The organism is Bacteroidota bacterium (assembly GCA_016715945.1).
In the GTDB taxonomy this organism is placed as follows: Bacteria; Bacteroidota; Bacteroidia; order Bacteroidales; family F082; genus JALNZU01.
This window is the reverse complement of the sequence record JADJXJ010000001.1, coordinates 2,042,532-2,064,294: the sequence shown is the minus strand read 5'-3', so window position 1 is coordinate 2,064,294 and position 21,763 is coordinate 2,042,532. Positions and strand designations below refer to the sequence as shown.

Genomic DNA, 21,763 nt, shown 5'->3' with positions numbered 1-21,763 from the left:
GACACCTACGAGGTGAGCTGTTCGCATTTTGCCTAAAATTTTGTAAATCACGAGGATTTATTTTTTCATGCCCTGTGGTTGCATGATTAACTTTGCGATCGGTTGACCTATTGATCAGAAATTATAACACCGAGCCATGAACCGAAAAGCGTTGTTATTAGTTGTGTGGTTGTTTTCCACAGCGCTCATGCTTACAGCCCAAAACCGCTATACCCTGAGTGGATTTGTGCGCGAAATGGGTAGCCGTGAGCTGTTGCCGGGCGTCAATGTGTATGTGGCGGCCCTGCGCAGCGGTACGGTCACCAACAACTACGGTTTTTATTCGCTCACTTTGCCCGAGGGAGAGCATGAGGTGCAGTTTTCCTTTGTAGGCTATCAGCCCGTGTTGCTCAAAGTGCAGCTGACAGCCAACCGCTCGGCCGATATAGAGCTCGATCCGACCATCACACTGGGCGAGGTAGAGGTGGTTGGCGGCCGCCTCGAAGGTGTGGCCCAAACCAACCAAATGAGCATCATTGCGCTGCCGGTGAATCAGGTGCGCGAGGTGCCCTCGCTGCTTGGCGAGAAGGATGTTTTCAAAACACTTCAGCTGATGCCCGGCGTGCAAAAAGGCAACGAAGGCAGTAGTGGCCTCTATGTGCGTGGCGGGGGACCCGACCAGAACCTGATCGTGCTGGATGATGCCACAGTGTACAATGCGTTTCACCTCTTTGGCTTTTTTTCCATTTTCAATGGCGATGCCTTGAAAAGCATCGAGCTGATCAAGGGCGGGTTTCCGGCACGTTATGGCGGTCGGCTTTCCTCGGTTGTGGAAATGACCATGAAAGACGGCAATAAAGAAAAGCTGAGCGGTGAAGCCGGAATCGGTCTCATCGCCTCGCGTTTAACCCTCGAAGGCCCCATCCAGAAAACCAAAGCTTCTTTCCTCGTCTCCGGGCGACGCACCTACATCGACGCCCTCGCCGCACCATTTTTCAACCAGGAGGGCAGGGCCGGGTACTATTTTTATGACCTCAATGCCAAAGTCAATTACGACTTCGGGCCGAAAAACAAACTCTATCTGAGCGGCTATTTCGGACGGGATAAGTTTTTCTTCCGCAACCGCGAATCGCGCGATGTGCTCTACGAAGGCGGGCTGTACTGGCAAAACCAGACTGCTACCCTGCGCTGGAACCACCTGTTCAACAACAAGGTGTTCAGCAATACATCGCTCATTTTCAGCGAGTACGACTTTAATGTGTACAATAAATTTGAGGAATACGGCCGGAAATACCGGCTCAACTACAACTCCGGCATCCGTGATGTATCGGCCAAATTCGATCTAGAATACCACGCCTCGCCCGAATATAAGCTCAGGACAGGGGCGCAGACCACCTTTCACCACTTTCAGCCCAATGCCATCGTAGAGATCGATTCGCAAACCGCCTTCGATTTCAAGTCGAAAACGGCTTACGATTCGTTCGAGTCGGCCGTTTATGTCGAGAATCATCTGTTGTTTGGCCAGCGATTCAGCATGAATGCCGGCCTGAGGCTGACGCACTTTGTGGCCGAAAGCAAAAATCGCCTGGCCCCCGAACCCCGCCTCTCGCTCAATTATGTGCTGCGTCCCGACCTTTCGCTCAAGGCAGCCTATGCCGACATGAACCAGTTTGTGCATTTGCTCAGCAATACCGGTTTGGGCCTGCCTACGGATCTTTGGGTACCTTCGACCGACCGGGTGGCGCCTCAGCATTCCCGCCAGGTTTCGCTGGGCGCAGCCAAAGACTTTGAAGAACGCGGATTCTCGGCCACCCTTGAAGCCTATTACAAGAAAAGCAACAAGATTCTCGGCTATCGCCCGGGTGCGAGCTTTCTGCTGATCGACGACCCCTCTGAGGCTCAGAATTTTACCTGGCAGGACAATGTTACCTCCGGGCAAGGCTGGTCGTATGGAACCGAGCTGCTGGTGCACAAAAAAACGGGCCGCACCAACGGCTGGGTTGGTTACACCCTGTCGTGGACACAATTGCAGTTTGACGAGGTAAACTTTGGCCGCAAGTTTTTTGCCCGCTACGATCGCCGGCACGATGTGTCGCTGGTGGTTATCCACGAAATCAGTCCAAGGGTGAGCATCTCGGCAAGCTGGGTCTATGGCACGGGCAATGCGGTAAGTCTGCCCCTTGCGTCTTATCCTGCATTCACCTTCAATCCCTTTCCCCTTCCCACCGATATGGGGATGCCCTACTACTTTCCTTACGAGGTGTCCGACTATGGCGAGCTCAATGCCTACCGCATGAAAGCTTTTCACCGGCTGGATCTGTCTGCCAGGTTCTCGGCCGTCAAACCACATTTTACACGCACCTGGGAGGTGGGCCTGTATAATGCCTACAACCGCCGCAACCCTTATTTCTATTACCTGACCACTGAGTATTCGTCAAACGGCAACAGCTACAACAGGCTCAAGCAGGTGTCTATCTTTCCGCTGATTCCTTCGGTGTCGTACAACATCAAATTCTGAAGCCATGAAAACTCATTTCCTCATATACCTTATAGTATTTGCCGCCCTGAGCAGCTGCCGCAGCCTGATCAGCGATGTGGACGGGCCAAAGGTTGACCCAAAACTTGTTATTTTTGGGGTCATCTCGCCCGACATGGATACCATCGAGGTGCGCGTGAGCAAAAGTGTTCCGCTCGATACGCCACGGCCGGCTGTGTATTCCATGTTTCAGCCGGTGGAAAATGCCCTGGTGAAGATCAAAAACGGGCAGCAGGAAGCTGTGCTGAGCTACAATTTCCGTAAGCTTGCCTATCTCATCGCTGCTTCACAAATGCCTGTGGTGCCCGGACAGACCTACCGGCTCGAGGTGAGCGCACCGGGTGCCGGCGATGTTTGGGCCGAGTGCACAGTGCCCGCAAGCCTGCCCAATGCCCTGGAGGTTACCAGGGTGGATTCGTACACCAGCACCGATCAATGGTCCCTGCCAGGCAGGGCTTTAAGCCTGCGCCTGGCCGACCTGCCAGGCACCGGACATTATTATTATGTGGATGTAGCCCGCCGGTTCAGGACAAATAATCCGTGGGGAGGCCCTTCAGGATACGACATGATTGGCTTTGAATCGGGTGAGCAGTATATGACCGATGCCAACAAAGACGGCGCATATTTTCTGTTTCGCACCTTCCGGTTCGATTTCTGGGGACCCCGCGACACCCTTGTCCTGTATAGCGCCCTGACGGATGTACACTTTTTCCGCTACCACCAGAGTGTCCGGTTTTTTTCGGGCGACAACCCCTTTGGCGAGCCTACCCCTGTTTATACCAATGTGGTCAACGGGCTGGGGGTATTTGCCGCCTGCCGCGAACGAAAGGTGGAATACCTACTCGAATAAGCGGCTCCGTGCAATGTCCGGCTTTGATCCCGCCAGAACAGGAAAGGCCTTTACAGGGGCTTAAAACTGATTGCGGCGCCGCCTCCAGGTTTCAGGTCGAGCTTAATGGTGGAGCTGCTGTCCACCTCAAGGGTATCAATCACCATCGAAAGCGGGTTGTCGTTCCAGTGCGCATCGGGGCCGTCGGCATAGATGATGGCCTGCCACTTTTTGCCCGGTTCGAGGAAAGAGGTGTTTAAGCTCAACTGGCGGCCATTTTCGTTGGTGATGCTGCCCAGAAACCAATGGCCGGTGCCTTTTTCCTGGCGGGCTATGGTGACATATTCGCCTACTTCGCCATTGAGCACAAGGCTCTGCTCCCAATCCACACCCACATCGCGGATAAACTGAAAGGCCGGATGCCCTTCGTAATGTTCCGGCAGGTCGGCAGCCATTTGTATCGGGCTGTAAATCACCACATACAAGGCAAGTTGCTGGGCAAGGGTGGTATTCACCTGGTTGTTGGGTTTGTATTCGTCGAACTTAATGTTGAAGATGCCGGGGGTGTAATCTATCGGGCCGGCAAGCATGCGGGTGAATGCCACAGTGGGCAGATGCGATGGCGGATTGCCGCCGTCGCTTGCCCAGGCGTTAAACTCCTGCCCGCGCAGGTTTTCGCAGGCAATGTCGTTGGGATAAGTGCGACGCAATCCGGTGGGCATCATGCTTTCGTGGCTGTTTACAGCTACTTTATGCTGTGCCGCTAGGCGAAGCACATCCACATAATGACGGATCATGCGCTGGTTGTGGTGGTATTCGCCCTTGGGAAGGATAGTTCCCACATAACCTGTTTTGACCATGTCGTAGCCGAAATGGGCCATCAGCCTGAAGGCGGTATCCATTTGTTTTTCGTAAGTGCTCACAGCGGCCGAAGTTTCGTGGTGCATGATCAGGCGAACCCCTTTCCGGCGCGCATAGCTCACCACTTCTTCGATATCAAAATCGGGGTAAGGGGTAACAAAGTCGAAGATACCTTCGCGGTCGGCTGTGCCAATCCAGTTTTCCCAGCCGGTGTTCCAGCCTTCGATGAGCACGGCCCCGATGTTGTTGGCTGCGGCAAAGTCGATGTAACGCTTTGCATTCTGGGTTGTTGCGCCGTGGCGTCCGTGGGGTGGCCCGCCTGCCGTGCGGGCATAGCTCCACTCCGACCTGCCCAGGTGCATCTCCCACCAGATGCCGACGTATTTTGTGGGCTTGACCCACGACACATCGCCCAGCACATTGGGTTCGTTCAGGTTGAGGATAAGTCGCGAAGCAATCAGACCTGCGGCATCAGGGCTGATCTGTATCATGCGCCACGGGCTGCTGAAGGGCAGGGCATGGCTCACCTTGTACGGGCGGTTTTCGCTGCCCACCAGGATGGTTTTCATGCCAAGACCCTGCGGATCGATCTCGAGGGTCATGGCGGCATAATCGATGAGGGCAGCTTCGTGAAAACTCAGGTGCAATCCCCCGGCCGTGCGCATGGTGATGGGGGTATTCACCGCATTGTAGGGAATGTAGGTCTGGGCCAGGTTGGGATGGTTGCGTTTGGCAATGGCATCGATCTGGCTGAAGCTGGTCTTGTTGTAAAGGTGCTCGTTGATGTCCCAGTCGCCGGGCACCCACCAGCAGGTGTGATCGCCATTCAGCCTGAAGTGGCTGTGTTCCTCGGCAATGAACACCGAGTCTTTGCCCGGCAGGTCCGGAATGTGATAGCGGAAGGCCACTCCATCGTCATAAACCCTGAAAATCAGATGCATCGTCCTGGGGGCTTCGTTCTTTTCCTGCAACACCACAGTGAGCTCATTGTATTGGTTTTTCACCTCGCGCTGCTCGCCCCAGGGCATTTCCCAGGTTTCGTTGTGGCTGGTTTTAAACACTTTGCTAACCTTGAATCCCTCGGCCAGGGCGGGCGCATCGTAAAGCTCCAGTCCCAGTTCGGAGGGCAATAACACTGGCTGGTCGCCGTAGGCAACGGCATATGTGGGCCTTCCGGAGCTATTGAGTCCGAAGCTCAGCACAATGCTGCCATCGGGCGATTTGACCTGCGTGTCGGGGCGAACGCACGAAAAAAACATCATTGCGGCAATGGCTGCAAACATCATTGCCTTGGCATGGCTATGGAGTTTCATAGGTTTAATTTTTTCGGTTTATGCTGTATTCAACCAGTGCTTTTAGTGAGCTGAGGGCCTCGCTTTCAGGATAGTTTTCCAGCAGTTGCATGGCGTCGCTTACCAACTGTTTCATGGTCTGGGCCGAATATTCCAGGCCGCCCGAATTGCGCACCATTTCCATCAGCTGCCGCACTTTTTCAGGCTCATGGCTGTGGTTTTTCACCAGGTTGACGATGCGGCGCTTTTCGGAGCTGCTGCTGCGGTTGAGCAGATAGATGAGCGGAAGGGTCATCTTGCGCTCCTTGATGTCGATGCCCGATGGTTTGCCGGTGACTGATGTGTCCTGGAAATCAAGTATATCGTCCTTGATCTGAAAGGCAGTGCCCACCAGCGTGCCAAATTGGTGCATTTTTTGCACTTCCTCTTCAGTGGCTCCGGCCGAAGCCGCCCCGACTGCACAACAGGAGGCAATCAGGCTGGCTGTTTTTTTGCGGATGATGTCGAAATAAACTGATTCCTCTATGTCGAGCCGGCGTGCCTTTTCGATCTGAAGCAGTTCGCCTTCGCTCATTTCTTTCACCGCGCTTGAAACGATCTTCAGGAGTCCGAAGTCGTTGTTTTCTACGGCCAGCAACATGCCGCGCGAAAGCAGAAAGTCGCCTGCCAGCACGGCTATCTTATTTTTCCACAGTGCATTGACCGAAAAGAATCCCCTGCGCTGGTTCGAATCGTCCACCACATCGTCGTGCACCAGGGTGGCGGTGTGCAGCAGCTCGATCAGCGAAGCTGCCCGGTAGGTGGATTCGTTGATGCCTCCGTTGATTTTGGCGGAAAGCAGCACAAACATTGGCCGGAGCTTTTTGCCTTTGGTGCGCACGATATACTGCATCACCTTGTCGAGCAAGGGAGCCTTGGAGCGCATGCTGGCATCGAACACCTGCTCAAACCTGGTGAGTTCGTCGCGTATGGGTGCCCTGATGATGTCGATCTGCCGCATCTGCCCGAAAATTGTCATCGCTTTAAAGCGGTGATTAAAGTGCAAAATTACATCTTTTGAAGCTTTGCCGTATTGGCTGGCCGAATAAGCACGCACCGGCAAAAGCCCTAAATTTGTTGCAAACTACGTAGGATGTCCGTTTTTCTGTTCGATGAACTGATTTTTGGTCCGGTGCATAGCCGTCGTCTGGGCATGTCGCTGGGTATCAATTTGTTGCCAACCCATCGCAAGCTGTGCACTTTCAATTGCATCTATTGTGAATGTGGCTGGACCAAAAACCGCAGCAGCCTGCGTACCCCATTGCCCCCGGTGGAAGAATTTTTGCAGATGCTCCGCTCGAAGCTCTTGCAGCTAAAGGGCACGGCTTTGCAACCTGACAGCATCACCTTTGCGGGCAATGGCGAGCCTACCATGCATCCCGATTTTCCAGCAATTGTCGAACATACCCTGCGCCTTCGCGACGAAGTGCTGCCCTCGGCCAAAGTGAGCGTGCTTTCGAATGGCAGCATGATTCACCATCGCGAGGTGGCTGAGGCCCTTGGTAGGGTGGACAACAACATTCTGAAGCTCGATGGCGGCAACGAAGAAATCGTGCGGGCCATCAACATGCCCCTCAAGGCGTTCAGGCTCGACGATTATGTGCGCCGGCTTTGCGATTTCCGGGGCAACCTTATTCTTCAAACGCTTTTCGTACGGGGCCGGTATCAGGGAAAAGATATTGACAACACCACCCCGGCTCAGGTGAACGACTGGATCGGGAAAGTAAGGCTCATCCAGCCCCGTTATGTGATGATTTATTCCATCGAACGCGATACGGCACTCGAAGGGCTGGTCAAGGTGCCAGCGCCGGAACTTGAACGTATTGCCGATCAGGTGCGCATCCACCATATCGAAGCCGAAGTTTACAGCTGAATCCATGGAAAAATATCCGGTACAGGTGCTTCTGGCTTTTGCGCAAACCTTTGATGACCCTGAGGGTAAGTTCCTTAACTGGCTGTTGCACAATGGTTTTCCTGAACTTGCTGCCTCAGCAGTGCCATTCGTGGAAGCGAGGATGCTTTCGACTGGCTTATGAAACATAAGTTTTACCATCTGGCAGCCCTCGACGGAGCCATCGACAACCAAACCCGTGCCACCGAATGGCTGCGGCAATACAATTTTCATCTGCTGATTGCATTGGCAGGGGCAGTAAACAACCGGCAGGAGGCAGTGGCCTGGCTTAGAGAGCGCGATCTGCAGATTTTCCTGCATATTGCTGCCAGAATCCGGCAGTTTCGCGACAGCCAAACCTGGGACTACCACAAAAAGCCATTCTGAGGCGGGCACAAGCGCTTAATTTGTAACTTGCACAGGCATTCCGGCAGGCAGACATGATCGAACCCATATACAGCCAATTTATTCTTCCACTGATTATTGCCATTTTTCTTGCCGTCAATATGGGGGCAAGCGGCACTGCGCCGAGCTTTGCCGCAGCTTTCGGCGCCAACCTGATTCCACGCAACCTGATTCCCGGCCTGTTCGGAATCATGGTGCTTGTGGGGGCCTTGCTATTCGGCAAAAACGTGTCGCGCACCCTTGGCGGAAGTATCCTGCCCATAGAGGAGATGTCGGTCATGCTCACCTCCATCATCATGCTTTCGGTGGCCCTGTCTCTGTTTTTTGCCAACCTTCTGGGTGTGCCGCAGTCCACCAGCCAATCCACAGTGTTTGCCCTGGCCGGACCTGCGCTTTATTTTGATGTGCTTCAGACCGATAAGCTCTTTTATGAGATCATCCCAACCTGGTTTATCCTGCCTGTTGTGGCTTTTTTTCTGACTTATCTCGTGGGCCGGATGATCTACCGTCCAGGCAGCCGGCTGGCAAGTTATGAGTTTCAGGTGCTGAAACAACTGCCCCTGCTTCAGGCGCTGGTCATTTTATCTTCGCTTTATGTGGCCATGTCCATTGGCGCCAACAACGTGGCCAATGCCACCGGCCCTTTGGCTTCTATGATTATAAACGAGCTGGGAATTATGCCCACCGAAAAAGATTACAAGCTGGTCATTGTGGTGCTGGTGTTGCTTATTGCCCCAACCTTTGGCATCGGCAGCTCGCTCATGGGCACCAAGGTGATGCGCTCCACAGGTGTTAAACTTGTTGAGCTGGGGCCGGTGTCGGCCATGATCATCTCGGTGATTACTGCCAGCCTGTTGCTATGGGCTTCAACCACCAAAGGCATTCCTACCTCGCTGGTGCAGCTCAACACCGGCGCCATCCTGGCCATAGGCGTGGCACGTTCGGGCTGGAAAAATGTATTCCGCAACTACGAGGTGCATAAGTTCTGGGTCATCTGGATCATCACCCCTTTACTGGCATTCGGCATAGCCATTGCCATGACCTGGATTGCCGACAAGATGGGTATTTTATAGGACGGGCTGGGGAACCATCTCAAGCTTTGAGACGTCGTAGCCGAGTTCGGCAGCCCGTTGAATCAGCCGTTCGAGCTGTTGCTGTTCCATTTGTGGCTTTCGGCTCAAGATCCACAGGAAATTGGGAGAGCTGCTGCCAACCAATGCCCACTGGTAGTTTTCCTGATCCAGCCCGAGGATGAAGTAATCGGCATAAAAAATCCAGAAAAACGACACCCTGAGGTGCCCCACTGCCGGGTCGGCCGCGGGCTTAGCCTTGCCGATGGCTTTGCTCACAGGCCCGTCGAGGCTGTTTTTGAAGCCTTTGTTCTCAACCCTGATCTTGCCATTGGGCATCAGGGTGTAGGTGGCTGTCACCCCTGTCAGGTTGCGCTCGAAGCGATGCGGAAAACGAGCGATCTCGTACCAGGTGCCGGCATAACGGTTCAGGTCAACGGGTTGGATGTGAGGTTTCATTTTTGATGACCAGATTGATGCGCAGGAATAGTTGATCGAAACTAACAGTGACAGGGCGGTTAATTTAAGCAGCCATGCTAAATAAAATTGAGGAAAATGCATGGTTTTCATGGCATTTTTACTCAAAGTTCGGGATTATTTCGAAAAAAAAGCCGGATGAATACCCGGCTTTTTTTAAGGTACCTGCATATTAAATCATCTTCCTTGGGTCAACCCATTGGGTAAACTGCTCATTGGTGAGTAAACCAAGTTCAATGGCAGCCTGGCGCAGGGTGGTGTTTTCGGCATAGGCTTTTTTGGCGATTTTGGCCGCATTGTCGTAGCCGATGTGCGGGTTGAGTGCCGTCACCAGCATGAGCGAGTTTTCGAGGTTGTGTTTGATGCGGTCGAGGTTGGCCTCGATGCCGATGGCTGCATGTTCGGTGAAACTGATGCAGGCTTCGCCAAGCAGACGCGCCGACTGCAGGAAGTTGGCAATCATCACCGGTTTGAACACATTGAGCTGAAAATGGCCGTGGGTTCCGGCTACGGTGATGGCGGCATCGTTTCCGATCACCTGGGCACATACCATGGTAAGCGACTCATTTTGTGTGGGATTTACCTTGCCGGGCATGATGCTCGAACCGGGTTCGTTGGCCGGCAGAATCACTTCGCCAATGCCGCATCTTGGTCCTGAGGCCAGCAGGCGGATGTTGTTGGCAATATGCATCAGGCTAACGGCCAGTTGCTTGAGTGCCCCGTGGCTTTCCACAATGGCATCGTGTGCCGACAGGGCTTCAAATTTGTTGGGTGCGGTGCGGAAAGGCAGTCCGGTGAGCTGGGCAATGTGGTATGCCACGCGTTCGGCATAGCCTTCCGGGGTGTTGATGCCGGTGCCCACCGCCGTGCCGCCCAGGGCCAGCTCGCTCAGGTGGTCAAGGGTGTTGCGCAGGGCATACATCCCATAATCCAGCTGGGCTACGTAGCCCGAAAATTCCTGTCCCAGGGTGAGCGGTGTGGCATCCATCAGGTGGGTGCGGCCAATTTTTACGATATCGGCGAAAGCTTTCGCCTTTTCGTCCAGTGCATTGCGCAGCATCTCCACGCCCGGCAGGGTGAGTTCCATCACCATCTTGTAGGCGGCAATGTGCATGGCGGTAGGGAAGGTGTCGTTCGACGATTGCGACTTATTCACGTCGTCGTTGGGATGGATGATCTTTTTTGCATCCTCGAGTTTGCCGCCTGCCAGCACATGTGCACGGTTTGCAATTACCTCGTTTACGTTCATATTGCTCTGTGTGCCCGATCCCGTTTGCCAGATTACCAGCGGAAACTGATCGTCATGCTGTCCGGTCAGGATTTCGTCGCACACTTTGCAGATGAGGTCTTTTTTTTCTTCGGGCAGCACACCCAGTTCGTGGTTGGTCAAGGCGGCCGCCTTTTTGAGGTAGGCAAAGGCGTGGATGATTTCGCGCGGCATGCTGCCTTCAGGGCCAATACGGAAATTGTTGCGCGAACGTTCGGTCTGGGCGCCCCAGTATTTGTCGGCCGGCACTTCCACCGGTCCCATGGTGTCTTTTTCGATGCGGTATTTCATGTGTGCTTGTTTTTTGGTCAAACTCAGGATAGTTTTCTGGCAATGCGGCTCGAAAGGTGGTGCAACTCTCGCCCAATGCTGCTGGTTTCTTCATTATATTTCTGATATTCTGCGGGTTTAAGGAAACCCAGCTGGGTACAGATGTAAAGCAGTGTCTCGAGTTCGCGCACAGCCATGCCAGCTTCTTCGAGATTGCGAACCGAGTTGGCGTTGGCCCCCAGCTGCGGCACCGACGATACCATCACGGCCAGGTCGATGGCTTTGTTGCGAAGCCGGCGGCCCAGTCCCTCTTTTTCCTCAGGCGGAAAAGTGTTGCTGGCTGCATAAATCAGCCTGACAAAGTCCATGGTCTGTTTCCAGACCGGAAGTTGCTCAAAATGGTTGTCGATGTGCATGTTGGAGTTTTTTTACAAAATTGCTAAAATATTTGTTGGTGGCTGGGCAATGACGGCTTTTCCAATGGTTTCGACTATGGGCCGTTGCAGGAGTTGCGGGTGCGCCAGTATTTCGGCTATCCACTCATCTTCGCTGAGTTTTTTTCCTTTGAGGTTGGCCTTGTAATAGGCTTCCTGGGTGCGCACCATGAGTGCCAGAGGAAGTTCGAGTTTGGCCGAGAGCCGCCTGAGGTCGTCGGCAGTCAGGGGTTGCTTCATGTAGTCTCTCACCTCAAAATCAGACACATACGCTTGGAGGGCAGCCAGTCCGTCGCGCGATTTTTTGCAGCGCGGGTTGTGGTAGATGGTCACCATGGCACTAATTTTCGTTTTGGTTGCCGCCAAACTCCATCAGGTAGGCCTTGATGAATTCGTCCAACTCGCCATCGAGCACGGCCTGCACATTGGAGGTCTCGAAACCTGTGCGCACGTCTTTGATGAGCTTGTAAGGGTGCAACACATACGACCTGATCTGCGAACCCCACTCGATCTTTTTCTTCCCGCTTTCAATCTTGTCGCGGGCTTCCTGCTTCTTGCGCAGTTCCATCTCGTAGAGCTGCGATTTGAGCATCTGCAGGGCTTTTTCGCGGTTTTGCAGCTGCGAGCGGGTCACCTGGCATTCGATCACAATGCCGGTGGGGGCGTGTTTGAGGCGGACGGCTGTTTCCACCTTGTTCACGTTTTGTCCACCGGGGCCGCTGGAGCGGAAGGTGTCCCAGCTGATGTCGGCCGGATTGATAACGATTTCGATGTTTTCGTCCACCACCGGATACACATACACCGAGGCAAAACTGGTATGCCGGCGGGCATTCGAATCGAAAGGCGAGATGCGCACCAGCCTGTGCACCCCGTTTTCGCCTTTGAGGTAACCAAAGGCGTACTCCCCCTCAATTTCGAGCGAGCAGCTTTTGATGCCTGCCACATCGCCCTCCTGCACATCGAGTTCGTTCACCTTGTAACCGTTTTTTTCGGCCCACATCACATACATGCGCATGAGCATCTGTGCCCAGTCCTGGCTCTCGGTGCCTCCGGCTCCGCTGTTGATGTTCACGATGGCCGAAAGCTTATCTTCCTCGCCTCCGAGCATGTTTTTGAACTCGAGCGCTTCAACCTGATGCAGGCATTCTTTGTAAGCTTTCTCGACATCCTGCTCGGTGGCATCGCCGGTTTCGTAAAACTCGCGTGCCATGCCAAGCTCTTCAAACAGTTGTTCGGCGGCCTGATAACCTTCGATCCACTTTTTCTTTTCCCTGATTAGTTTGAGCAATTGCTCGGCTTTTTTGGGGTCGTCCCAGAAATCGGGCGCCAGGGTGCGCTCCTCCAGCTCTTCGGCTTCTACACGTTTACGGTCAACGTCAAAGATACCTCCTCAAGGCTTCAAGCCTCTTACCAAGCTCTTTGATTTGTTCGGTTGTAATCATTGCAAGTGGTTTTAGTGGTGTCCGGAATTTTCCGGCCGGCAAAGATACGCATTCGCATCCAGGTTTTATTCGGCTTCGTTGATCACCTGCCACACCAGAGAGGGCTGGAATCCTTTCTGGATGGCGTAGTTGGCAAGCTTTGCCTTGTATTTGTAGGGATCGGTTTCGCTGATGCGTTTCTCCGAAAGCACGCTGCGCAACACATTGAGGTATTCTTCGGAGTCGATCTCGCTCAGTCCGATCTGAATGATCAGTTCGGGTATTCTTTTTTGCCTCAGCGCATAAATGATTTTGTTACGCCCCCATTTGTTGTGCCTGAGCTTGCCCAGGGCAAAAGCCCGCACATAGCGGTCTTCGTCGAGGTAACCCTCTTTTTCGAGCTGCACGATGATCTGCTCGGCCACCTCGGGCCGCACGTTCCACGACTGCAGCTTTTCGCGCACTTCAAATATGCAACGTTCCTGATAGTCGCAAAAGTGCCGGGCTTTTTCCAGAAAAAATTCGTGTTCGGGCGCCATATCCAGCACAGGCATAAGTGATTGCAAGATAGGCGAAACCGCAGGAAAAATCAAGGGCTTTTCTCAGTTCGAAAAATAATGCAGATTGATGTCAAAAATCAGCACCGAATTGGCCGGGATGCCTGGCTTAGCCTGGCTGCCATAGCCCAGGGGCGAAGGAATGAACAGACTGATGCGCCCTCCGCTGCCAATCAGGGGCAAGCCCTGCTGCCAGCCTTTGATGAGGTTCGAAAGCGGAAAGCTCACAAAACTGCCGGTGTCGAACGTGCTTCCGTCAAGCAACTTTCCGGTGTAACTAACTGTTAAAGTCGAGTTTAGATTTGGTCTTTGCTCCGATCCCTGATTGTGGACAAAATAAAACAATCCGCTTTCGAGCCTGGAGGCTTCAATCTGATGATCGGCCAGGTACTGCTCAATCAGGGCGATATCGTTATGAAGCTGATGGTTGTCGTCTTCCTTGCGGCACGAGCTTGTGATGAGCGCGACAAATAAAAAAAGGAAAAGGTAAGTGCTGAACGTTTTAACCATATTGTTCAATAATTTGATTTACAAGTTTTGGAAGGCCTGTTCCGGCCTTTTCCCTGATGGCGATTACGTTTTTCAGGTAGTAGGGTGCTTCAGCTTTCGGGTCAACCAGGTAAATCGGGATGTTGTGTTTGGCATAGTCGAGCAGGCCGGCGGCGGGATACACCTGAAGCGAGGTGCCCACCACAATCATGATGTCGGCCTGGCGCACGATCTGTATGGCCAGTCCGATGTTGGGTACGGCCTCGCCAAACCACACGATGTGCGGCCTGAGTTGTGAGCCTTCTTCGCATTTGTCGCCCCATTTCAGTTCCCAGCGGTCGAGGGTATAAACCAGGTTGGGGTTGCTTGTGCTGCGGGCTTTTTTCAGTTCGCCGTGCAGGTGCAGCACCCTGCCCGATCCGGCTCTTTCGTGCAGGTCGTCCACATTCTGGGTGATGATGTCGGTGATAAAGTGCTGCTCGAGTCTGACGAGGGCTTTGTGGCCTTCGTTGGGTTCCACCTCGAAGAGTTGCTTGCGGCGCTCGTTGTAAAACTCGAGCACCAGGTGTGGGTTGCGTTCCCAGGCCTGGGGTGTGGCAAGCTCTTCAAATCGGTGGGTGCGCCAAAGCCCGTCGCCATCGCGGAAGGTGCGTATTCCGCTTTCGGCGCTGATACCGGCACCTGATAATACGACAACATTATGCATAAAAAAACCGGGCCTTGATTGGTGACGGCCCGGCACAAAGTTAAATTAAATACCTGTTGTGTTTTGCGCTTAGTCCTCGAACAGCTTCATATCATCGAGTACCTTCATCAACGATTTCACGCTGTCGGACGATTCATAAAGCAGTTTTTTCTCTTCCTGGTTGAGGTCCACCTCGATAATCTCCTGAATACCACTGCGTCCGAGCTTTACAGGTACGCCGAGATAAACGTCGTTGAGGCCGTATTCGCCCTGGAGGTAGGCACAAACCGGAAATACCCTGTTCTGGTCGTCCACAATGGCCTCGGCCATCTGAGCAGCAGCAGCACCAGGGGCATACCATGCCGAAGTGCCCATCAGGTTGACAAGCTCGCCACCACCTTTCTTGGTGCGCTCCACAATCTTGTCGAGCTCTTCTTTGCCGAGCAGCTCGGTAACAGGAATACCGCTGATCGAGGTGTAGCGGGGCAGGGGCACCATGGTGTCGCCATGACCGCCCATCAGCAGGGCATGCACGTCGGCAGGAGAAACATTGAGCGCTTCGGAGATAAAAGCGCGGTAGCGGGCAGTATCCAGCGTACCTGCCATGCCAAATACCTTACGGGGTTCTTTCCTGCTGGCCAGGTAAGCGGCATAAGTCATCACGTCCAAAGGGTTCGATACCACGATGATGATGGCATCTGGAGAATATTTGATGGCTTTCTCGGTAACTTCTTTGACGATTGTGGCATTGGTTTTAATCAGGTCGTCGCGCGACATGCCAGGTTTGCGGGGCAATCCGGAGGTGATGACGATGATGCCGGAGCCTTTGGTTTTCAGGTAATCGTTGGTCGAACCGGTGACCCTGGTGTTGAAGTGGTTGATGGGTGCTGTCTGCCAGATATCGAGCGCCTTGCCTTCGGCAATGCCTTCCTTGATATCCACCAGCACAACTTCCTTGCAAAGGTTCTTGTGGGCAATCACATTGGCACAGGTCGCACCAACATTGCCGGCACCGATGACGGTGATCTTTTCCATAATTTCCTCGTTGTTTTCGTTATTGAATGGGTTTTCTTCCGAATGTGTTTTCCAATCTGACATAGGCGACAAAAATAGGTATTCAGGCCCGATTTTCCTACATCGTTTGCAGCTTAAGTCTTTGGCATACGTTAAAAAAAACTAAGCCGGCCCAGATGACCGGCTTAGCAAATACGCTTGTGAGAGGGATCAGATTACATGCGAGGTGCCCGGCCTGGCGTCAGCGGGGCGCCAAGCTTGTCGAGCTCGGTTTCAATGGCCTTGAGCTGCTCATCAATGGCCTTGAGGCGATCGATCACACCGGGCAATTGTGCTTTCAGGATGTCGTAATTCTGTCGCATGGTTCGCGTTGGAGCGCTGGTTGACGACCAGGTGCCCGACAGGATGACGTCCATGCGGTAGTCGATCGAAACAGGTTCGGGGGGCACTTCCTCAAAGCTGGCCTTAGGTTGTGTGCCATTGAGCTCAAAATCAATGTCTTTGAGCTGCTTGTCCAGGTTTCTGGCTTCGGTGGCCAGCTTAGATTCCGCATTGTAGGTATAATGCAACACCTGACGCACATTGCCCAGCCTGCGGTTGATCTCGGCCCAGTAACGCTGTGTTGCATCCACATTTTTGCGCATCTGGGCAGCCTGCTGATGGAATTGCGCCAATGCCAGCCTGTTGGCAGCCGGCAGGGTGGTGTTGCTGAGCACTTTGGCTTCGAACGAAACCGGGCCGGCCAGCTGCCTGAGCTCGCCATTGTGATCCATGGCCAGCTCCACAGTGTATTTGCCCGGTACCACCATCATGCCGTCGGGATTGTTTTGCGCAGGTTTGAAGCCCGGTTTTTCGTCCATGCGGTTGACAGGCAGGTCGTAACGAAGCCTCCAATTGATACGGTTCACGCCTTTGCGGGGTTCGTGATAGAGTTTTCGCACAATGTCGCCTTTATCGTCGCGTATGGTGAAGATGAGGTAAGGTGCGATTTCGTCTTCCTCCTCGCGCAGCTGTGACCTGTCGGGCTGGGGAATGGGCTGCGATTTACTGAACAGTTCTTTCTCTTTTTCGAGCCTGATCTGCTTTTTGGTTTTGGGCACCTCTTTCAGATAGTAGGTAAACACTGCGCCAAATTCAGGATTGGGTGCGGTGAAATAGGTCGAACCCGTGCCATAACGGCCGCCTTGTTCCACATACATCAAAGCATCGCGCACCGGGAAAAGGATGGCTTCCTGCAGGCGAAGCTTATCGGCCGTGATGTGACGCAGCGGATCGTAATTGTCGAGAATGTAAAAACCACGGCCAAAGGTAGCCAGCACCAGATCGCTCTCGCGTTCCTGGATGGCAATGTCGCGCACGGGGATGTCGGGCAGGCCTGCATTGTGTTTCACCCAGGTTCTGCCTCCGTCCACGCTGAAAAAGAACGAAAACTCCGTGCCCACAAACAACAGATCCGGATTGATAAAATCCTGTGCAATGCTATGAACGGTTCCGTTGTCTGGCAGGTTTGCGGCTATCGATACCCAGGTGCGGCCCTTGTCGGTCGATTTCAGCAGGTAAGGCTTGAAGTCGTCGTTTTTGATGTTGTTGAAGCTGGCGTAAACCACATTTTCATCGAAGCGCGAGGGGCAGATGTCGCTCACATAAGTATATTCAGGTACGCCCGGAAAGTTGCTGATCTTGCGCCAGGTAGCTCCGTCGTCTTCGGTCACCTGGATCAGTCCGTCGTCAGTTCCCACATAGAGCAATCCCTGCTTAACGGGCGACTCGGCCAGCGATACGATGGTGCCCCATTGCGAGGTGCTCACATCTTTGGCCACGGCATTCGAAGGCCAGTATTTGTCCATCACCTTGAACTGGTTGCGGTCTTCGTTGCGGGTCAGGTCGCCACTGATGGTCTCCCAGCTGTCGCCGCGGTCTTTGCTGCGGAACAGCCTTTCGGCACCCATGTAGAGGGTGGTTTTGTGGTGTTTGCTCAGGATGAAGGGGGCATCCCAGTTCCAACGGTAGTGCAGCTCGTCTTTCCCCGGCTCGGGTTTGATTTTTATGCGTTCGCCGCTGGCTTTGTCGTAGCGGAAGATGTTGCCGTACTGGTAAGCGGAATAAACGATGTTGGGGTTGTCAGCTTCGATGGCCTGCCAGAAACCGTCGCCGCCCAGGGTCACAATCCATTCGTCGCTGGTCACACCTGCACTGCTGGTGTTGCGCGAAGGACCACCCATGCTGTTGTTGTCCTGCGTGCCGCCATACACCCAGTAAAAAGGCTCGGTATTATCCACATTCACCCGGTAGAACTGGGTGATGGGCAGGTTGCTTTTGAACACATAATGTTCGCCTTCGTCGAAGGTTTCATACAAACCGCCGTCGCCTCCGATGATCCAGTGGCGGGTGTCGCGAGGGTCAATCCACATGCAGTGGTCGTCCACATGACGTTTGTTGAGCCCGATATTTTTCCAGGTCTTTCCGCCATCGGTAGTCACTTTCGAGACCACATCGAGCGAATAAACCTTGTCCGGATTCACCGGGTCGGGCACGATGATGTTGAAATACTGTCCGCTGGAGGTGTAATCGCTCATTTTGGCCCAGGAGGCACCCCGGTTGGTCGAGCGGTAGAAGCCTCCCTGACCGTCGGCAGCCTCCACAATGAAGTAAACGATGTCGGGATTGGCCGGCGACACTTCAATTGACCCTCCGCCTACATGACCTGAGGGCAGGCCGCTGGTCAGTTTGTTCCAGGTTTTGCCACCGTCGGTGGTTTTATACACTGCCGACTCAGGCCCGCCGCCTATCTTGGTGAAGAAGTGCCTGCGGCGCTGCTCCGAAGTGGCATACAGCACATCCGGATTGCGCGGATCCATGGTGATATGGTTCACGCCTGTGTTTTCGCTGATGTAAAGCACACGTTCCCAGGTCTTTCCGCCGTCGGTGGTTTTATACAGGCCACGTTCGCCACCCGGCCCCCATACCGAACCCTCGGCAGCCACATACACCACATCCGAGTTGCGCGGATCGATGATGATCTTACCTATTTGCCGCGACTCTTTCAGTCCCATGTTTTTCCAGCTGCGGCCGCCATCGTCCGAGCGATACACCCCATTGCCATAGCCAAGGGCACGCTGGTGGGTGTTTTCGCCCGTGCCTGCCCACACCACATTGGTGTTGTTGGGGTCGATGGCAATGTAGCCAATGGCATATGCGCCGTAATTGTCGAACACCGGGCTGAAAGTGGTGCCGTTGTTCACCGTTTTCCAGATGTGACCCGATCCGGCGCCCACATAATACTCGCTTGGATTGTTGGGGTTTACAGCTATGGTCGAAACCCTGCCGGACGTAAAGGCCGGACCAATGCCACGCCATTTCAGGCCCGCAAAGGTGCTGCCCTTCAGGGTGTCGGAAGCAGCAGCTGTCTGCCGGCCACGTTGCGCCAGCATCGGCATGGCCAGATGCACAATCAGGGCAATCGCAAGCAGACGCGCAAAAATCTTTAAAGCTTTTAATTTCATCATTATAGTTTGGTTTAGGATTAGTGTTCCGAAAGTAACCACAAAGTACGGCATTTCACCGCATTTCAAGTAAACGGTGTTTCTTGTTCAGAAACTGATGCCGCGTTTCAGCACGACCACAGATAACCACACCACAACCATGCTGGTTAATACCATCAGCCACATGAGGTAAGCTGGTGACTTCGCGGTGGGTTCTTTGGGGGGTAGTTTTACCATAAAGGCTGGGATGAGCATGATACCCATCATCGCCTTTACGAACATATCTTTTAGGCCGGGAGGCTCCCCGTTCAGGGCAAGTACCAGCGCGTTGCCGGCCAGCCAGGGAATGATGAAAACCACCAGTGCGGTCATGTACCGATGGGTGCGCAGCGTGTGTGGCACATGCGCCAGCATCAGCCTGCCAGTGAACATCCCAAACTGTATCATAAAATAGCATGCCAGGCCGACGGTTATTATAAATGCGCCCTGGCTGAGGCCCTGCAGCCGGGCAACCCTGGCCAGTCCGGTTTGGGTAATCAGGTTTTCGCTGATCAGCCCGAAGGTCATGTTGAAAGATTGCAGCAACAGCCAGAGGGTAGCCAACAGTACGAGCTCCGATTTTTGTTTCCGGACAATGAAAGCAAACAGGGCACTCATGCTCACCACAAAACTGCTCACCGGAACGGCCAGCAGCACACTGGTCAGGGCATCGCGCGTCCAAAGCTGATCGTTATCCTCAATGTGAAAAATTGTACCCTGCAAATAGAAGGTGGCCGGTATGTCGAAGTCGTAGGCGATGTAGAGCTGCGAAAGCCCTGTGATAAACAACACGGCAAAGTAGGTGATCAGAAAAAGCGAGGCCGAAAAGAGGCCGGCTTTCAGGAGTTCTTTCCTTTTGGTCTGATTTCCTTCTTCTTCCATGAGGGGTTTGGGGTAGGTGAGGTCAGCAATTGACGGATCAGGTCGTGGCGCCCGTTTTTCTCAAGCACATTGCGTATCCAGGCCTGGTTTTCTTTTTTGTACCAAAAGAAGAACTTTTGCTGTGCTTTCTTTTCTTCCGGTTTGCGTGCCGTAAACACTGGCTTGAGGGTGTAGGGGTCGTAGCCCGAATAATAGATCACGGTAGCTACAGTCATAGGGGTTGGGGTGAAATCCTGTACCTGCTCAAGTCTGAAACCCAGCGCTTTGGTGTCGGCAGCCAGCTGGGCCATGTCTTCGAGGGTGCATTCGGGATGGCTCGAAATAAAATAGGGGATGAGCTGTTGTTTCAGTCCTTCTTCCTTGTTGATCTGGTCAAACTTTTCTTTGAGTTTGTAGAACAGTTTGAACGAGGGTTTGCGCATGGCCTTGAGCACCTGGTCGCTGGTATGTTCCGGGGCCACCTTGAGCCGACCACTCACGTGCCGGCTGACCAGCTGGCGGAGGTATTCAGAGTAGCCCATGGCTTTGTCTTTTTCAGGGTCGTCGGTCAGAAAGAGGTCGTAGCGTAGGCCGGAACTGACAAAAGCTTTTTTCACTTTTGGATGGCTGTCCACCTCCCGGTAAATCTCAAGCATGGGCTTGTGGTTGGTGTCCAGATTGCTGCAGATGCTGGGGAAGATGCAGCTGGGCCGTTTGCAGTTGTCGCAGATCTGCTGGTGCTTGCCTTTCATCTTGTACATATTGCCCGAAGGACCGCCCAGGTCGCTGATGTAGCCCTTGAAATCGTCCATCTGCGTGATTTGTTCCACCTCGCGCATGATCGACTCTTTGCTGCGGCTGGCCACAAATTTGCCCTGGTGTGCCGAAATGGTGCAAAAGCTGCATCCGCCGAAACATCCCCTGTGCATGTTCACCGAATGCCTGATCATCACATAGGCAGGTATCTCGCCCCTTTTCTCGTATTTGGGATGTGGCTTGCGGGTGTATGGCAGGTCGAAAAACGAGTCCATCTGCTGCTCCGTGAAGGTGGGAAATGGCGGGTTGATAAACAGCACTTTGTCGCCCACTTCCTGCATCAGCCTGGCAGCATGTATCTTGTTCGATTCCTGTTCGATGTGCCTGAAGTTGCCGGCATACGACTTTTTGTCGGCCAGGCATTGCTCATGCGAAGCCAGATGGATGTCGCCCCAGGGCGAGGCCGGAGCGGGTTGGTTTTTATCCCTCAGGAAAAAAGTCTGCTTCACATGGGTCAGTTCGCTTACAGGTGTGCCTGCGGCCAGGGCATGCAGCACTTCAATCAGCGCCAGCTCGCCCATGCCGTAGATGCCAATATCAGCCCCCGACTCCACCAAAATGCTGGGCTTGAGCCGGTCCGACCAATAATCGTAATGGGTCACCCTGCGCAGCGATGCTTCTACCCCGCCCAGCACCACTGGCACATCCGGGTATAACTGCTTGATTATCTTGCTGTAAACAATAGTAGCGTAATCCGGCCGGAAGCCGGCTTTGCCACCGGGCGTATAAGCGTCGGTGGAGCGCAACCTTTTGTTGGCGGTGTAATGATTCACCATCGAGTCCATATTTCCCGAGGTGACGCCAAAAAACAACCTGGGCCGGCCAAACTTTTTAAAGTCGCGCAGGTCGTCCTGCCAGTTGGGCTGGGGCACCAGTGCCACCCTGAAACCTTCCTTTTCGATGATGCGTCCGATCACTGCAGCGCCAAAGGCCGGATGATCTACATAGGCATCGCCCGTGATGAGCACCACATCCACGTAGTCCCATCCGCGCATTTCCACTTCTTTTTTGGTGATGGGGAGCCAGTCGGTCAGTTGATAAGTTTTCAT

Annotated in this window: 20 protein-coding genes; 6 read left to right on the top strand and 14 right to left on the bottom strand. The window is 53.7% G+C overall.

Translation table 11 applies throughout. The features are described from left to right. Positions 1–136: 136 nt before the first annotated feature. Positions 137–2,497: a TonB-dependent receptor gene (locus IPM52_07935; protein ID MBK9291541.1), complete on the top strand. Its 2,361-nt coding sequence runs from the start codon at positions 137–139 to the stop codon at positions 2,495–2,497. A 4-nt stretch (positions 2,498–2,501) separates the two neighbouring features. After that, complete coding sequence (locus IPM52_07930) at positions 2,502–3,365, top strand: DUF4249 domain-containing protein (protein ID MBK9291540.1); 864 nt, start codon at positions 2,502–2,504, stop codon at positions 3,363–3,365. Positions 3,366–3,415: 50 nt separating this feature from the next. Here the strand turns inward: IPM52_07930 and IPM52_07925 are convergent, their stop codons facing one another. Both IPM52_07925 and IPM52_07920 read right to left on the bottom strand, forming a co-directional pair. Then, on the bottom strand, positions 3,416–5,518 hold the full coding sequence (locus tag IPM52_07925; protein MBK9291539.1) for a glycoside hydrolase family 97 protein: 2,103 nt from the start codon (positions 5,516–5,518) through the stop codon (positions 3,416–3,418). A gap of 4 nt (positions 5,519–5,522) precedes the next feature. After that, positions 5,523–6,497, bottom strand: a complete 975-nt coding sequence (locus IPM52_07920; protein ID MBK9291538.1) for a polyprenyl synthetase family protein — start codon at positions 6,495–6,497, stop codon at positions 5,523–5,525. 132 nt (positions 6,498–6,629) lie between these two features. On the opposite strand from IPM52_07920, the gene IPM52_07915 reads away from it, so the two are divergent. The 4 genes from IPM52_07915 (at position 6,630) to IPM52_07900 (ending at position 8,905) form a co-directional block, all read left to right on the top strand. Continuing rightward, positions 6,630–7,409, top strand: coding sequence for a radical SAM protein (locus tag IPM52_07915; protein ID MBK9291537.1), 780 nt, complete (start codon positions 6,630–6,632; stop codon positions 7,407–7,409). 4 nt (positions 7,410–7,413) lie between these two features. Next, positions 7,414–7,572 carry a hypothetical protein gene (locus IPM52_07910; GenBank protein ID MBK9291536.1) on the top strand — a complete coding sequence of 53 codons (159 nt, stop codon included), beginning with the start codon at positions 7,414–7,416 and terminating at the stop codon, positions 7,570–7,572. Next, positions 7,569–7,814 (top strand): hypothetical protein, encoded by a 246-nt coding sequence (locus tag IPM52_07905; protein MBK9291535.1) that lies wholly within the window; start codon positions 7,569–7,571, stop codon positions 7,812–7,814. Before IPM52_07910 ends, IPM52_07905 begins: the two co-directional genes overlap by 4 nt. Positions 7,815–7,879: 65 nt before the next feature. Continuing rightward, positions 7,880–8,905: an inorganic phosphate transporter gene (locus tag IPM52_07900; protein ID MBK9291534.1), complete on the top strand. Its 1,026-nt coding sequence runs from the start codon at positions 7,880–7,882 to the stop codon at positions 8,903–8,905. On the opposite strand, the gene IPM52_07895 is transcribed toward IPM52_07900, so the two are convergent. The 12 genes from IPM52_07895 to IPM52_07840 all read right to left on the bottom strand — a co-directional run bounded on the left by IPM52_07895 (position 8,900) and on the right by IPM52_07840 (position 21,763). Beyond that, entirely contained in the window at positions 8,900–9,361 is a 462-nt protein-coding gene (locus IPM52_07895) for a lipocalin family protein (GenBank protein ID MBK9291533.1), read from the bottom strand. The genes IPM52_07900 and IPM52_07895 overlap by 6 nt on opposite strands. A 190-nt stretch (positions 9,362–9,551) precedes the next feature. After that, on the bottom strand, positions 9,552–10,937 hold the full coding sequence (gene fumC, locus IPM52_07890) for a class II fumarate hydratase (GenBank protein MBK9291532.1): 1,386 nt from the start codon (positions 10,935–10,937) through the stop codon (positions 9,552–9,554). A 23-nt stretch (positions 10,938–10,960) separates the two neighbouring features. Continuing rightward, the gene (locus tag IPM52_07885) at positions 10,961–11,332 is read right to left on the bottom strand and encodes a four helix bundle protein (protein MBK9291531.1); all 372 of its coding nucleotides are present in this window, start codon (positions 11,330–11,332) and stop codon (positions 10,961–10,963) included. A gap of 12 nt (positions 11,333–11,344) precedes the next feature. Further along, on the bottom strand, positions 11,345–11,686 hold the full coding sequence (locus IPM52_07880) for an arsenate reductase (GenBank protein ID MBK9291530.1): 342 nt from the start codon (positions 11,684–11,686) through the stop codon (positions 11,345–11,347). Between the two features lie 4 nt (positions 11,687–11,690). After that, a protein-coding gene (prfB, locus tag IPM52_07875) for a peptide chain release factor 2 (GenBank protein MBK9291529.1) occupies positions 11,691–12,792 on the bottom strand; the annotation gives its coding sequence in 2 pieces (ribosomal slippage) (positions 11,691–12,728 and positions 12,730–12,792; 1,101 coding nt in all). A gap of 65 nt (positions 12,793–12,857) precedes the next feature. Next, positions 12,858–13,325: a RecX family transcriptional regulator gene (locus IPM52_07870; GenBank protein MBK9291528.1), complete on the bottom strand. Its 468-nt coding sequence runs from the start codon at positions 13,323–13,325 to the stop codon at positions 12,858–12,860. A 48-nt stretch (positions 13,326–13,373) separates the two neighbouring features. Beyond that, the gene (locus tag IPM52_07865) at positions 13,374–13,838 is read right to left on the bottom strand and encodes an FKBP-type peptidyl-prolyl cis-trans isomerase (GenBank protein MBK9291527.1); all 465 of its coding nucleotides are present in this window, start codon (positions 13,836–13,838) and stop codon (positions 13,374–13,376) included. Next, positions 13,831–14,523: an NAD-dependent deacylase gene (locus IPM52_07860; protein ID MBK9291526.1), complete on the bottom strand. Its 693-nt coding sequence runs from the start codon at positions 14,521–14,523 to the stop codon at positions 13,831–13,833. The genes IPM52_07865 and IPM52_07860 overlap by 8 nt, the downstream gene beginning before the upstream one ends. Before the next feature lie 69 nt (positions 14,524–14,592). Further along, positions 14,593–15,537 (bottom strand): malate dehydrogenase, encoded by a 945-nt coding sequence (gene mdh, locus IPM52_07855; protein MBK9291525.1) that lies wholly within the window; start codon positions 15,535–15,537, stop codon positions 14,593–14,595. A 194-nt stretch (positions 15,538–15,731) separates the two neighbouring features. Further along, positions 15,732–19,022 (bottom strand): glycosyl hydrolase, encoded by a 3,291-nt coding sequence (locus IPM52_07850; protein ID MBK9291524.1) that lies wholly within the window; start codon positions 19,020–19,022, stop codon positions 15,732–15,734. Between the two features lie 84 nt (positions 19,023–19,106). After that, positions 19,107–19,919, bottom strand: coding sequence for a hypothetical protein (locus tag IPM52_07845; protein ID MBK9291523.1), 813 nt, complete (start codon positions 19,917–19,919; stop codon positions 19,107–19,109). Then, positions 19,877–21,763 (bottom strand): YgiQ family radical SAM protein, encoded by a 1,887-nt coding sequence (locus IPM52_07840; GenBank protein MBK9291522.1) that lies wholly within the window; start codon positions 21,761–21,763, stop codon positions 19,877–19,879. The genes IPM52_07845 and IPM52_07840 overlap by 43 nt, the downstream gene beginning before the upstream one ends.

Bases quoted from the DNA above. Each gene is read 5' to 3' on its own strand.
- IPM52_07935 (MBK9291541.1), top strand. From the start codon at position 137: ATGAACCGAAAAGCGTTGTTATTAGTTGTGTGGTTGTTTTCCACAGCG.
- IPM52_07930 (MBK9291540.1), top strand. From the start codon at position 2,502: ATGAAAACTCATTTCCTCATATACCTTATAGTATTTGCCGCCCTGAGC.
- IPM52_07925 (MBK9291539.1), bottom strand. From the start codon at position 5,518: ATGAAACTCCATAGCCATGCCAAGGCAATGATGTTTGCAGCCATTGCC.
- IPM52_07920 (MBK9291538.1), bottom strand. From the start codon at position 6,497: ATGCGGCAGATCGACATCATCAGGGCACCCATACGCGACGAACTCACC.
- IPM52_07915 (MBK9291537.1), top strand. From the start codon at position 6,630: ATGTCCGTTTTTCTGTTCGATGAACTGATTTTTGGTCCGGTGCATAGC.
- IPM52_07910 (MBK9291536.1), top strand. From the start codon at position 7,414: ATGGAAAAATATCCGGTACAGGTGCTTCTGGCTTTTGCGCAAACCTTT.
- IPM52_07905 (MBK9291535.1), top strand. From the start codon at position 7,569: ATGAAACATAAGTTTTACCATCTGGCAGCCCTCGACGGAGCCATCGAC.
- IPM52_07895 (MBK9291533.1), bottom strand. From the start codon at position 9,361: ATGAAACCTCACATCCAACCCGTTGACCTGAACCGTTATGCCGGCACC.
- fumC (MBK9291532.1), bottom strand. From the start codon at position 10,937: ATGAAATACCGCATCGAAAAAGACACCATGGGACCGGTGGAAGTGCCG.
- IPM52_07885 (MBK9291531.1), bottom strand. From the start codon at position 11,332: ATGCACATCGACAACCATTTTGAGCAACTTCCGGTCTGGAAACAGACC.
- IPM52_07880 (MBK9291530.1), bottom strand. From the start codon at position 11,686: ATGGTGACCATCTACCACAACCCGCGCTGCAAAAAATCGCGCGACGGA.
- IPM52_07870 (MBK9291528.1), bottom strand. From the start codon at position 13,325: ATGCCTGTGCTGGATATGGCGCCCGAACACGAATTTTTTCTGGAAAAA.
- IPM52_07865 (MBK9291527.1), bottom strand. From the start codon at position 13,838: ATGGTTAAAACGTTCAGCACTTACCTTTTCCTTTTTTTATTTGTCGCG.
- IPM52_07860 (MBK9291526.1), bottom strand. From the start codon at position 14,523: ATGCATAATGTTGTCGTATTATCAGGTGCCGGTATCAGCGCCGAAAGC.
- mdh (MBK9291525.1), bottom strand. From the start codon at position 15,537: ATGGAAAAGATCACCGTCATCGGTGCCGGCAATGTTGGTGCGACCTGT.
- IPM52_07850 (MBK9291524.1), bottom strand. From the start codon at position 19,022: ATGATGAAATTAAAAGCTTTAAAGATTTTTGCGCGTCTGCTTGCGATT.
- IPM52_07845 (MBK9291523.1), bottom strand. From the start codon at position 19,919: ATGGAAGAAGAAGGAAATCAGACCAAAAGGAAAGAACTCCTGAAAGCC.
- IPM52_07840 (MBK9291522.1), bottom strand. From the start codon at position 21,763: ATGAAAACTTATCAACTGACCGACTGGCTCCCCATCACCAAAAAAGAA.